General features: G+C 64.7%; 10 protein-coding genes and 1 pseudogene. 7 read left to right on the plus strand and 4 right to left on the minus strand.

The features are described from left to right. Positions 1-89: 89 nt before the first annotated feature. The 7 genes and pseudogenes from ACYCVF_RS35200 to ACYCVF_RS35230 all read left to right on the plus strand — a co-directional run. Positions 90-1,070 (plus strand): ABC transporter permease, encoded by a 981-nt coding sequence (locus tag ACYCVF_RS35200; protein WP_459604684.1) that lies wholly within the window; start codon positions 90-92, stop codon positions 1,068-1,070. A 10-nt stretch (positions 1,071-1,080) separates the two neighbouring features. Beyond that, positions 1,081-2,049 (plus strand): ABC transporter permease, encoded by a 969-nt coding sequence (locus ACYCVF_RS35205; protein ID WP_459604685.1) that lies wholly within the window; start codon positions 1,081-1,083, stop codon positions 2,047-2,049. A gap of 13 nt (positions 2,050-2,062) precedes the next feature. Continuing rightward, on the plus strand, positions 2,063-3,049 hold the full coding sequence (locus ACYCVF_RS35210) for an ABC transporter ATP-binding protein (protein WP_459604686.1): 987 nt from the start codon (positions 2,063-2,065) through the stop codon (positions 3,047-3,049). Continuing rightward, entirely contained in the window at positions 3,046-4,035 is a 990-nt protein-coding gene (locus tag ACYCVF_RS35215; RefSeq protein WP_459604687.1) for an ABC transporter ATP-binding protein, read from the plus strand. The genes ACYCVF_RS35210 and ACYCVF_RS35215 overlap by 4 nt, the downstream gene beginning before the upstream one ends. Before the next feature lie 87 nt (positions 4,036-4,122). Then, on the plus strand, positions 4,123-5,928 hold the full coding sequence (locus ACYCVF_RS35220; RefSeq protein ID WP_459604688.1) for a gamma-glutamyltransferase family protein: 1,806 nt from the start codon (positions 4,123-4,125) through the stop codon (positions 5,926-5,928). An 11-nt stretch (positions 5,929-5,939) separates the two neighbouring features. Beyond that, complete coding sequence (locus ACYCVF_RS35225; RefSeq protein WP_459604689.1) at positions 5,940-6,650, plus strand: DUF1028 domain-containing protein; 711 nt, start codon at positions 5,940-5,942, stop codon at positions 6,648-6,650. Positions 6,651-6,767: 117 nt separating this feature from the next. Next, positions 6,768-6,941 (plus strand): annotated as a pseudogene (locus ACYCVF_RS35230) (ABC transporter permease); the annotation flags it as partial. Here ACYCVF_RS35230 and cnbZ read toward each other — a convergent pair. The 4 genes from cnbZ to ACYCVF_RS35250 all read right to left on the minus strand — a co-directional run bounded on the left by cnbZ (position 6,938) and on the right by ACYCVF_RS35250 (position 12,865). Next, entirely contained in the window at positions 6,938-7,684 is a 747-nt protein-coding gene (cnbZ, locus tag ACYCVF_RS35235; protein WP_459604690.1) for a 2-amino-5-chloromuconate deaminase CnbZ, read from the minus strand. The pseudogene ACYCVF_RS35230 and the gene cnbZ overlap by 4 nt on opposite strands. A 119-nt stretch (positions 7,685-7,803) precedes the next feature. Then, positions 7,804-10,899 carry a MexW/MexI family multidrug efflux RND transporter permease subunit gene (locus ACYCVF_RS35240; RefSeq protein WP_459604691.1) on the minus strand — a complete coding sequence of 1,032 codons (3,096 nt, stop codon included), beginning with the start codon at positions 10,897-10,899 and terminating at the stop codon, positions 7,804-7,806. 69 nt (positions 10,900-10,968) lie between these two features. Next, on the minus strand, positions 10,969-12,162 hold the full coding sequence (locus ACYCVF_RS35245) for an efflux RND transporter periplasmic adaptor subunit (RefSeq protein WP_459604692.1): 1,194 nt from the start codon (positions 12,160-12,162) through the stop codon (positions 10,969-10,971). A gap of 1 nt (position 12,163) precedes the next feature. Next, positions 12,164-12,865 carry a TetR/AcrR family transcriptional regulator gene (locus ACYCVF_RS35250; RefSeq protein WP_459604693.1) on the minus strand — a complete coding sequence of 234 codons (702 nt, stop codon included), beginning with the start codon at positions 12,863-12,865 and terminating at the stop codon, positions 12,164-12,166. Between the last annotated feature and the right edge of the window lie 84 nt (positions 12,866-12,949).

Consider the following 12,949-nt stretch of genomic DNA (forward strand, 5'->3'; position numbering starts at 1 on the left):
GGTCCCGGCGGCGTCAGGCGTCCGGGACCTTATCCTTTCTCGGCTGACAAGGACGTCGGCCGTACGCACACCCAAGGATAGTGGAAGGAATGCTCGCTTTCACTCTTCGCCGCGCCATTCAGGCCATCGGCGTCATGTTCGCCGTCGGCATCATCGCCTTCTCGATGTTTCGCTTTGCCGGCGACCCCGTCAACCAGATCGTTTCCATCGACACGTCGGCGGCCGAACGAGAAGCCGTGCGTAAGTCGCTCGGGCTCGACGATCCAGTGCCGGTGCAGTTCGTGCGATATTTCGCCGATGCCGCGCAGTTCAAGTTCGGCGTCTCCTACCAGTTCCGCCAGCCAGTCTCGGCGCTGTTGATGGAGCGTATGCCCGCGACACTGGAGCTTGCGGTCTGCGCGACCGTGTTTGCGATGGTGTTCGGCATCCTGATGGGCGTCTATTCGGCGCTCAAGCGCGACACCGTGCTCGCCAAGCTCTTCCAGGCTGTTTCGCTGATCGGCATTTCGCTGCCGACCTTCCTGATCGGCATTCTCCTGATCTATCTGTTCGCGGTGACATTGGGCTGGTTGCCCTCGTTCGGCCGCGGTGACGTGGTGAAGCTCGGCTGGTGGACGACGGGCCTGCTCACGCTGTCCGGACTGAAGGCACTGATCATGCCCTCGATCACGCTCGGCCTGTTCCAGATGACCTTGATCATGCGGCTGGTGCGCGCGGAGATGCTGGAAGTGCTGCGGACCGACTACATTCGCTTCGCCCGCGCCCGGGGGCTGAGCACCCGCGCCATCCATTTCGGCCACGCGCTGAAGAACACCCTGATTCCGGTGATCACCGTGGCCGGACTTCAGTTTGGCTCGGTTATTGCATTTTCCATCATCACCGAAACCGTGTTCCAATGGCCGGGCATGGGACTTCTCTTCGTGCAGGCCGTGCAGAATGTCGATATCCCGATCATGGCCGCCTACCTGCTGATGGTTTCGCTGATTTTCGTCACCATCAATCTGGTGGTCGACATCCTCTACACGGTGGTCGATCCGCGCCTGCGCTCGACCGTCGGTCGCGCCGCATAAGGCAGCCTCCATGCCCGACGCAGTCGTTGCCAAGTCCGACGAGCAGAGCGCGCAGACGCATAGCGCCCATGGCTGGATCAGCCGCGCGCTCGACAGCGACCTGTTCTATTCGTTTCGGCGCTCGAAGCTCACCATGGTGGCCGCGGCCATCACCGTCATATTCTTCCTGCTTGCGATCTTTGCATCCGCGCTCGCCGTGCAGAACCCGTTCGATCCGGCACAACTGCAGTTGATGAATTCGCGGATTTCACCGCTGTGGACCGCGGACGGCCAGAGCCCGTTCCTGCTCGGCACCGACGAGCAGGGCCGCGACGTGTTCTCCGCCATTCTCTACGGCATGCGCATCTCGCTCGCCGTCGGCGTCGCCGGCGTGATCTTCGCCGGTGCGCTCGGCATAGGGCTCGGCCTGATTGCGGGTTATTTCGGCGGCGCAGTCGACGGCGTGATCATGCGGATCGCCGACGTGCAACTCACCTTCCCCGCCATCCTGATCGCGCTGCTGGTCAATGGCATTGCGAAATCGATCCTCGGCAACCGGCTGGACGCCACCAGCATGCTGACGGTGCTGGTGATCTCGATCGGCCTCAGCTTCTGGGTGGGATATGCCCGGACGGTGCGCAGTTCCGTCATGGTCGAGAAGAACAAGGATTACGTGGCCGCCGCACAGCTGATCGGCCTGCCGGCACCGAAGATCATGCTGCGGCATGTGCTGCCCAACACGATGGGCCCAATCCTGGTCATCGCCACGATCAACCTCGCGCTGGCCATCATCACCGAGGCGACGCTGTCCTTCCTCGGCGTCGGCCTGCCCGACACCATGCCCTCGCTCGGCACGTTGATCCGCATCGGCAACAATTATCTGTTCGCGGGCGAGTGGTGGATCGTCGCCTTCCCCGGGCTTGCACTCGCGGCGCTGATCCTGTCGATCAATCTGCTCGGCGACTGGCTGCGCGACGCGCTCAACCCGAAGCTCCGATGAGTACGCCTCGTCCATGACCGAACCCGTCCTTTCCGTGCGCGATCTTCACGTGGAGTTCGCCTCCCGTCGCGGCACGCTGCGCGCCATCGACGGCGTGTCCTTCGACATCGCCAAGGGCGAGGTGCTCGGCGTCGTCGGCGAATCCGGCGCCGGCAAGTCCGTCACCGGGCTGTCGGTGATCGGCCTGATCGATCCGCCCGGCCGCATCGCCGGCGGCGAGATTCGTCTCGCCGGCCTGCGTATCGACAATCTGCCGCCGGAGCAGATGCGCCGCATCCGGGGCAAGCGCATCGGGATGATCTTCCAGGATCCGCTCACCTCGCTCAATCCGCTCTACCGGGTCGGCGACCAGATCGTGGAGACGATCCGGACCCATCTCAATCTCTCCGAAGCGGCCGCCCGCCGCCGCGCCGTCGACCTCCTGGCCGAGGTCGGCATTCCCGCACCCGAAAAGCGGATCGACGGCTATCCGCACGAGTTCTCCGGCGGCATGCGCCAGCGCGTGGTGATTGCGCTGGCGATCTGCGCCGAGCCCGAGTTGATCATCGCAGATGAGCCGACCACCGCGCTCGACGTCTCCGTGCAGGCGCAGATCATCTCGCTGATCAAGCGTCTCGGCCGCGATCACGGTACCGCCGTGATGCTGGTGACTCACGATATGGGCGTGATCGCGGAGACCTCGGACCGGGTCGCGGTGATGTATGCCGGCCGCATCGCCGAGATCGGCCCCGTGCAGGACGTCGTGAAGAACCCGCTGCATCCTTACGCCAAGGGCCTGATGGGCGCGATCCCGACGCTCGCCGGAGACGACAAGCGTCTCGTGCAGATTCCCGGCTCGATGCCGCGCCTTTCGGCGATCCCGCCGGGCTGCTCGTTCAATCCACGCTGCGCGTTCGCCTTCGATCGCTGCCGCGTCGAGCGTCCCGAACCGCAGCCGCGCGGCGAGCAATCGGTCGCCTGTCACCTCTATGACGATGTGCCGGCGGAGAGCGCGGCATGAGCGCTCCCTTTGTCCAGGCCACAAACCTCCGCCGCGTCTTCGACGTCTCAAAACCCTGGCTCAACCGCGTGCTCGAAGGCGGGCATCTCGAATATCTCAAGGCGGTCGATCATGTCACCTTCGATATCCGGAAGGGCGAGACGTTTGCCTTGGTCGGCGAATCCGGCTCCGGCAAGACCACGGTGGCGCGCATGGTCGTGGGCCTGTTGCCGCCAAGTGCCGGCGACGTGCTGATCGACGGCGTCTCGATGACCGATCCACGGCAGGCCCCGGCGCGGCGAAAGCTGCGCCGCCGCATCCAGATGATCTTCCAGGATCCCTATGCGAGCCTGAACCCGCGCTTTCGTGTCGACGCCATCATCTCCGAGCCGATCCGCGCCTTCGACCTGATCCAGGGCGAGCGCGACATCCAGGCCCGCGTCGGCGAGCTGCTCAGCCTCGTCGGCCTGCATCCCGACGACAGGCTGAAATATCCGCACGAATTCTCCGGCGGCCAGCGCCAGCGTATCGCCATCGCGCGGGCGCTTGCCTCCGACGCCGAGTTCATCGTCTGCGACGAGCCGACTTCGGCGCTGGACGTCTCGGTGCAGGCGCAGATCCTCAACCTGATGCGCGACCTCCAGGACAAGTTCGGCCTGACTTACATGTTCATCAGCCATAACCTCGCCGTGGTCCGCCACATGGCGAGCCGCGTCGGCGTGATGTATCTCGGCCGCATCGTCGAGATCGCGGAGGGCCGCGAGCTGTTTGCCCGCCCGCGCATGCCCTACACCAAGATGCTGCTGGGGGCCGTGCCTGATCTCGCGATGAGCGGTCGCCAGCGCATTCCGGTCAAGGGCGAGATCCCGAACCCGATCAATCCGCCCCCCGGCTGCGCCTTCAATCCACGCTGCCCGCTGGCATTCGATCTCTGCCGCAAGGAGACTCCGGAACTGATCGACGGCGTCGCCTGTCACGCAGTCCACACCGCGCCGGCCCCGGCGTGACGCGCGCGTGCCATGCTGTCAGCGCATTGGCGGCACGGCATCTGCTGTGATCAATTGCGCGCGCCGGCAAGAAGGTGGTGAAGTCGCATGGGAAGCAATATCAATACCGATCCGTTCACGACGAGGCCCGAGATCGAGGGCACGTTCGGGGTCGTCGCCACCACGCACTGGATCGCGACCGCCGTCGGCATGGCTATCCTGGAAAAGGGCGGCAACGCCTTTGATGCCGGTGTCGCCACCGCCTTCACGCTCCAGGTGGTCGAGCCGCATCTGAACGGCCCCGGTGGCGATGTGCCCATCATCGTCCATGACGTGAGGCGCGGCTGCACCGAGGTGATCTGCGGTCAAGGCCCGGCGCCGGCCCGCGCCACCATCGCACATTACAGAAGTGAAGGCCTCGATATGGTGCCCGGCACAGGCCTGCTCGCGGCCTGCGTTCCCGGCACTTTCGAATCCTGGATGATGCTGCTGCGAGACTACGGCACGATGCGCTTGCGCGACGTGCTGGAGCCCGCGATCTCCTATGCCCGCGATGGCTATCCGCTGGTCGAACGTGCCTGCGCCACGATCCAGACCGTGGAGCAATTGTTTCGCAAGCATTGGCCAACCTCGGCCGCGGTCTATCTGCCGAACGGGGAGGTGCCGAAGCCCGGCACGCTCTTCACCAACAAGACGCTGGCCGCAACCTACGCCCGCATCCTCAGCGAAGCCGAGAGCGGCGGCGATGGCCGCGACGCCGAGATCGAGCGCGCACGCAATGCCTGGTCGCAAGGCTTCGTTGCGGAGGCCATCGACAAGTTCTGCCGGACGCAGGAGGTGATGGACGTCAGCGGCTCGCCTCATCGCGGCGTACTCTCCGCCGACGACATGGCACGCTGGCAGCCGACGGTGGAAGCGCCGCTCACCTACGATTACGGCCGCTACACCGTCTGCAAGGCCGGCGTCTGGAGCCAGGGACCGGTGACGCTGCAACAGCTTGCGCTGCTGAAAGGCTTTGCGCTCGACGGGCTCGATCCGACCGGGCCGGAGTTCATCCATCTCCAGATCGAATGCGCCAAGCTTGCCTTCGCCGACCGCGAAAAGTTCTATGGCGACCCCAAGTTCACCGAAATCCCGATCGCGACGCTGCTGTCGGATGCCTACAATGACGAGCGCCGCAAGCTCGTCACTGATCGCGCCTCGCTCGACTTCGTGCCCGGCTCGGTCGAAGGCTTTGGCGGCGAGGTCAAGCTGCGCCGCGCCGAGGGCCGACGGGAGGCTGTCGGCGCGCTCGGTGCCGGCGAACCGACGGTGGGCCGATTCGGCGAGGTGCGCGGCGACACCGTGCATTTCGACATCATCGACAAGGCCGGCAACATGGTGTCCTCGACGCCATCGGGCGGATGGCTGCAATCCTCGCCAATCATTCCGGAGCTCGGCTTCTGCCTCGGCAGCCGCGCACAGATGTTCTGGCTGGAGGAAGGCCATCCCGCCGCGCTCGCGCCGGGCAAGCGGCCGCGCACGACGCTGTCGCCGACCATGGCATTGCGCGACGGCGAGCCGTACCTCGCCTGGGGCTCGCCCGGCGGCGACCAGCAGGACCAGTGGATCACGCAGTTCTTCCTGCGCCACGTTCATTGCAACCTCAATCTCCAGGAGGCAATCGACGCGCCGGCCTGGCACTCCGAGCACTTCCCGATCTCGTTCTGGCCGCGCACCGCGCGTCCGGGCGTGCTCGTGGTCGAGAACCGGGTGCCGAGGGCGACGATCGAGAACCTGCGCGAGCGCGGGCATATCGTCGAGGTCGGTCCCGACTGGTCGGAAGGCCGCCTCACCGCGGCATCGCGCGTCGGCGTGCGCCGCCGCGCCGCCGCCAATCCGCGCGGCATGCAGGGTTACGCCGCAGGACGCTGAAGGGGCAACACATGACCTGGTCGATCATCGCGCGAGACCCCGCCACCGGCCAGTTTGGCATTGCGGTCGCGACCCGCTTCTTCGCCGTCGGCGCGCGGGTCCCGTACATTGCCGCCGGCGTCGGCGCCATCGCAACGCAGGCCTTCGTCAACCCCTATTACGGCATCGACGGCGTCAAGCTGCTGCGCGAAGGTTTGAACGCGCACGACGTGCTCGCCACCCTGCTCGCGACCGACGACGGCCGCGAAAGCCGCCAGATCCACATCATGGATGCAAGCGGCGAGATCGCCGCGCATACAGGGCGCGATTGCGTCGACTGGTGCGGCCACATCGCGGGCAGCGGCTTCTCGATCGCGGGCAACATGCTCGCCTGCGCCGACGTGCTCGACGAGACGGCCAAGACCTACATCGCCAATGACAGCCTGCCCTTCCCGCGCCGTTTGCTCGCGGCGATGCGCGCGGGTGAAGCCGCCGGCGGGGACAAGCGCGGCAAGCAATCGGCCGCGCTCCTGATCCATGGCGAGGAGGAATGGCCGGCGCTCGACATTCGCGCCGACGATCATCCCGACCCGCTAGGCGAGCTCGAACGGCTCGAGCGCGTCAGCCACGAACTCTGGGTGCACTTCCGCGCCTCCATGCCGACGCGGCAGAACCCTTCCGGCAACACCGATCGCAGCGTCATCGACGCCAGCATCGAAGCAGCGCGCGCAAGACAAACATGATCGCTGAGCTCGGCCCGCTGCTGTCGGGCGCGGTGCTGTCGCGCTGATCTTCTCCGGTCGAGGCTTGGCCAGCTAATCGCCGGCGCCGTCTTCAACCGCGACTATGCGGTGATGCAAGGCGTGGTGTCGCCCGCGCCGTCCTGGGGAAGCATGCTCACCGCCGCCCGGCGGTTCCTGACGCAGGCGCCCTGGATGGCGGTCTGGCCGGGCCTCGGGATCTTTCTCGTCGTGCTGTCGTTGAACCTGCTCGGCGACGGCCTGCGCGACGCGCTCGATCCGCGAGGGCGCTAGATCACGACCTCGCGCATCACGCGGCGGCAGTCCATCTCATATTCGAGATCGACCACCGGCGGCCGCGCGAAGTGCCAGGTCAGGCCGGAGCGCAGCGCGCCGCGACGGACCAGCTCATCGACCAGCGCGTGGTGGAAGTCGTGCACGGAATAGGCCTGCACGCCGGTGGTATCCTTCCAGCCGAAGCCGAAGGCCGCCATCCGGGTCTCCATCTGCGAGGTGGTTGTGAAGCGCACCTTCTCGCGCAGCCCCTCCGGGCTGAGGTCGCGGTAGCGCACCGTACGCTCGACGTAGGTGCCGCTGCCCTCGCGTGCCTCTGCACCACCCGCGATCACGAAGCTCGGCGCTGCCGACCGGGTCGGACGCGTGAAGGAGAACGCGTAGAAAGACGGCTCGGACGGCGGATCGATCTCGGGACAGACGTTGCTGCGCGCCACCGGATTGGTGGTGCCGTCGAAGATGCCCCATTCGGACAACGTCTTCACATAGTGCAGGTTGAACGCACGAAAGCCTTCCTCGCTGAAAGCCGCCGGCGAGCGCAGCTCGCAGGCACAGAATGCCGTCAGCGGGCGCCCGGCCTCCTGGATGAATTTTGCGGCGAGCGCAAAGCCTTCGGCCAGCGGCACCAGACGATCGAAGCGGACGCGCTCGATCTCGTAGCCCTCCTCGGCAGCCGCGCCGGCCGAATACTGAAACACCGACGGAATGAAGCGGTAGTTGCCGGCGGAGAATTCACGGGTCATGTGCAGCGCCCCTGCGTTCGGATGCGGCGCTCCTTGGCGCCCAGGCAAGACTAGCAGAGACAACAAAAGCGGCAACGGTGATCGCCGTTGCCGCTTTTTGGCTCTGCCAGGTCGCGGCGTCAGGTCGGCCGCAACGCCTTGGTGCCGAGATCGAGCTCGTTGACCTGCTTGTTCCGCTCCGAATCTGCCGCCGCGCGATGATCGGTTGCCAGCACCACGTAGACCGCAGGCAGCACGAATAGCGTGAACAGCGTGCCGATCGACATGCCGGCGACGACCACAAGGCCGATCGAGAAGCGGCTGGCCGCGCCCGCACCGGTCGCGGTCAGGAGCGGGATCAGGCCGGTCACCATCGCCGCCGTGGTCATCAGGATCGGCCGCAAGCGGATGCGTGCCGACATCTCGATGGCGGAGCGCCGGTCGAGCCGCTCCCTGACCTGGAGCTCGTTGGCGAACTCCACCATCAGGATGCCGTGCTTGGTAATCAGGCCGACCAGCGTCAAGAGGCCGACCTGGGTGTAGATGTTCATGGTCGCCGCGCCGAAGAACAGCGGGATCAACGCGCCGACGATCGCCATCGGCACCGAGATCATGATGACCAGCGGGTCGCGCAAGCTCTCGAACTGCGCCGCCAGCACCAGGAAGATGATGATCAGCGCGAACCCGAAGGTGATCGCGAGCTGATTGCCTTCCTGCACATACTGCCGGGAGTCGGCCAGATAGTCGTGGCTGAAGCCCTGCGGCAGCTTCTTGGCCTCGCCTTCGAGGAAGTCGACCGCCGCGCCGACGGTTACGCCCGGCATCGGCACTGCCGAGAACGTCGCCGAATTGAGCTGGTTGAAGTGGGTCAGCGAATTCGGGTCGGTCTTGGTCTCGATCGACACCAACGTCGACAGCGGAAGCTGCTGCCCAGTGTTGGTCGTCACATAGAAGCCCGCGAGCGATTCCGGCGACAGCCGCTTGGCGCGAGGCACCTGCGGGATCACCTGGTAGGACCGACCTTCCAGATTGAAACGATTGATGTAGTTGCCGCCAAGCAGGACCGCGAGCGTAGCACCGAGGTTCTGCATGTTGACGCCGAGGTCTTGCGCCTTGATGCGGTCGATCGTCACCTTCACGTTCGGCTGGTTGTAGGCAAGATCGCTGTCGGAGACGATGAACATGCCGCTATTGCGCGCAGCCTCCTTCAGCTTCTCCATCTGCTCATAGACGGTCTGGAAGCCGGCGGTGGAGTTGATCACCATCTGGATCGGCAGGCCGCCCGGACCGCCCGGCAGCGGCGGCAGGTTGAACGCGAACGCCTGCACGCCCTCGATCTTGGAGAGTTCGGCCTGCACCAGCGGTTTCAGCTCGATCGCCGAGCGCTTGCGCTCGTCCCAGGGCTTGAGCAGCATGCCGGCGATGCCGCCCTGCGGACCGTTGATGCCGTTCAGCACGAAGCGCAGATCGGTCTCGGGGAATTTCTGGAATTCCTTGTCGAGCTTGTCGCCGTAAAAGTCGACATAATCGATGTTGGCGTATTTCGGTGCCTTGGTCACCGCGAACACGATGCCCTGGTCTTCCTCGGGCGCAAGCTCCTTCGAGGTGTGCATGTAGAGGAAGCCGACCAGCCCCAGGATCGTGATCGCGAACAGGCCGGTGATGGCCTTGTAGTCCAGCGAACGGTCGAGCCTGCGTCCGTACCAGCGCGTCATCGCACCGAACACCCGGTTCACGAGCTTGGCGAAGCGTCCCTCCTCGGTGTTCTTGAGCAGCACCGAGCACATCATCGGCGACAGCGTCAGCGCGATCACGCCGGACACCACCACCGAGCCCGCGAGCGTAAAGGCGAATTCGCGGAACAGCGAGCCGGTGAGGCCGCCGAGGAATCCGATTGGCGCGTACACCGCAGCAAGCGTGATCGTCATCGAGATGACGGGACCGACGATTTCGCGCGCCCCTTGGAGTGAAGCCTGGACCGGCGTCTTGCCCTCCTCCAGATGGCGATGGATGTTCTCCACCACCACGATGGCGTCATCGACCACGAGGCCGATCGCGAGCACCATCGCGAGCAGTGTGAGCAAGTTGAAGCTGAAGCCCAGCGCCAGCATCAGGGTGCAGACGCCGATCATCGACAGCGGAATGGTGACGACGGGGATGATGACCGAGCGCAGCGAGGCCAGGAACAGGAAGATGACCACGATCACGATGATCACGGCTTCGCCCAATGTATTCTGCACCTCGTCGATCGAAGATTGGATGAACTTGGTCGAGTCGTAGGCGACCTTCATCTTCATGGAGGGCGGGAGGTTGCGTTCGAGTTCGGGGAACAGCGCGCGCACACCCTTGACCAGCGTCAGCGGGTTACCCTGTGGCGTCGCCTGCACGCCAATGAAGATCGCGCGCTCGCCGTTGAAGGCGACGCTGGCGTCCGTGCTTTGGGCGGCAAGCTCGACGGTGGCGATGTCCTCCATCCGCACGAAGCCGCCGTCTTTGGCCTTGACGATCATCTTCTTGAACTGATCGACGTTGGTCAGGCCCGTGTTCGTCGAAACGTTCGAGACGATGAGATAGCCCTTGGTCTGGCCTGCCGCGGACTGGAAGTTGTTGGTCTGGATCGCGGCCGCGACATCCGCCGGCGACACATTGCGGCCGGCCATCTTCACGGGATCGAGCCAAAGACGCATCGCGAAGGTCTGGCCGCCGAGAATGTCGGCCGAGGCGACGCCGTCGACGGTCGACAGCACCGGCTGCACCACGCGGGTCAGATAATCGGAGATCGCCGAACCGGACAGCTCCTCGGACGAGAATCCGAGATACATCACGGCCGTGGTTTGGCCCGTGGTCTTGGTGACGATCGGATCGTTGGATTCCTTCGGGATCAGGTACTTCACCGAGTTCGTCTTCGCCAGCACCTCGGTGAGCGCCTGGTTCGGATCGAAATTCAGCTTGATGTAGACCTGAATCGTCGACGTGCCGAGCACCGAGGACGAGGTGATGTAGTCGACGCCCTCGGCAGAGGCGACGGCCTGCTCGATCGGCGTGGTGATGAAGCCCTGGATCAGGTCTGCGGACGCGCCGGGATAGACGGTCGTGATGTTGATGACCGTGTTCGACAGCTTCGGATATTGCCGGATCGGCAGCACCATCGCCGCGCGCAGGCCGATCAGCAGGATCAGCAGGCTGACGACGACCGACAGAACCGGGCGCTTGATGAAAATATCGGTAAGGGCCATCGCGGCGATCTCGATTTCTTTGTCTCAAGAGACGTGATCCGGCCAAGCCGGATCACGCGCATGAATTCGTCAGTAGCGCGGCGGCTGCGCCGGGATCGTCGGGGCCGGATCGGTCGAGATCGACACCGGCGCCCCCGATTGCAGCTTGAGCTGGCCGACGGCGACGACCTTGTCGCCCGCTTTCAGACCCTTGACGATTTCGACGCGACCTTCGACCCGGTTTCCGGTCTGCACGAAGGTGCGCACCGCCGAGAGGCTGGTCTTGCCGTCCTCTTCCTTCTTCTCGGCGATCACGAATACCGAGTCGCCGTAGAGCGTGTAATCAACCGCCGTTTCGGGGACGGTGATCACGGCCGGCTTTTCCGGCAACACCACGGTCGTGGTCACGAACATGCCGGGCTTCAGGATCTTCTCCGGGTTGGCGATCGTCGCCTGCACGCGGATGTTGCGGGTGTCAGTCGAGATCTGCGGCTCGATCGTGGTGATCTTGCCCTCGAAGGTGCGGCCCGGATAGGCGTCGACCTTGAGCCGAACGGCCTGGCCGACCTTCAGATTGCCGGAGTCCTTTTCCGTCACCGTGAAGTTTGCCCACAGCTCGGACAGATCGGTCAGTGACACGATTGCCGTGCCGGCGGTGAGATACTGGCCGACCTCGACCTTTCGGACGCCGAGATCGCCGGAGAACGGCGCGCGCACCAGCTTCTGCGAGATCAGCGCTTCGGTCTTGGCGATGCCGGCCAGCGCCTGGTCGTAGGCAGCCTGCGCATTGTCGACGGTCGCCTGCGGACCGAACTGGCGCGCAGCCAGCTGCTTGGCGCGATCGAGCGACAGCTGCGCGACGGTCGCCTGCGCCTTGTAGTTGGCGAGGTCGCCCTGCTCCGGTGCGTCGAACATCTGCACCAGCGGCGTGCCGGCCTCGACACGCGTACCCGGCTCGAACTTGATCTCCGTGACGCGGCCGTTGACGTCGGCGCTGACGTCGACCTGATGCACCGCGACCAGGCTGCCGACCGCGGTGAGCAGGTTCGGCACCACCTCGGATTTCGCCTCGGCCGCGCTGACGGCGACCGGCGGCGGCTTGTTGTTGGCGAAGAACTGCTTGATCATCTGGCCGCGGAAATAATTGAACCAGACGAGGCCACCGACCAGCGCGGCCAGAAGCGTGCCGATGATGACGAACCAGAGCACCGGCCGGACCGGACGCTTGGGAGCCTTGTTGTCGATCGGTTGGCCCGAAATCTTGTGTTCGGCTACGATGTTCATGTCATGCACTTTCTGCAATCGCCGCCTTGCCGGCATCTGGGGCCTGATCGCGGCCCAGATGCGAAGCAATTGCGGCGTCGTTAAGTCCGATACCCCTCAGGAGAAACTCACAGAGCTGCCGCTCCAGATCGTTCGCCTTCCCGTAAGCCAGACAAGGCGCGGCCGGCAGCCTGGTCAGCGCCGCCATCATCACCGCATGATGCGCGAACCAGAACAGGTTGAGCGGATTGCCAGCGTAGGGCCGCGCATCCCCGGCGACCACGGCGCGCTCGAGCGAGCCGACAAAAACCGCCCCGATGAGCGCCTCGATCTTGGCATATAGCAAACGGGCGAATTCGCCGTCATCCAAATGGCTCGTGGCCATCAGTCGCAGGCGCTGGGCCTCTTCCTGATCGGGGCAATCAGCAATGTGCAGGAAATGCCCGACCATCCTGCGGATCACTTCGACCAGCGTGGCGGTCGAGGGCTGCCGCTCGAGAAGCTCGATGAACGCCGGATCCGCTTCGCATTCGTCGCTGAGAATTTCGGCGTAGAGCGCCGCCTTGGAAGGGAAATGCTTGAACAGCAGCGCCTCGGAAATGGCAGCGGCGGCCGCCACGCTCTTCGTCGTGGTGCCGTTATAACCGTGTCGGGCAAAGCAGCGCTTTGCGGCGCCGAGGATCAATTGACGCCTCAGGTCGCTCGTCATACGCAATGAGCTCATGCTGGGTGAGTAAGCACTCACCCACGCAAAAGTCAAGCACTATGTTGCATCGCAACCTATGGATTCAATGGAATTGGCCCCGTT

This window comes from Bradyrhizobium cedriense, from assembly GCF_054602315.1.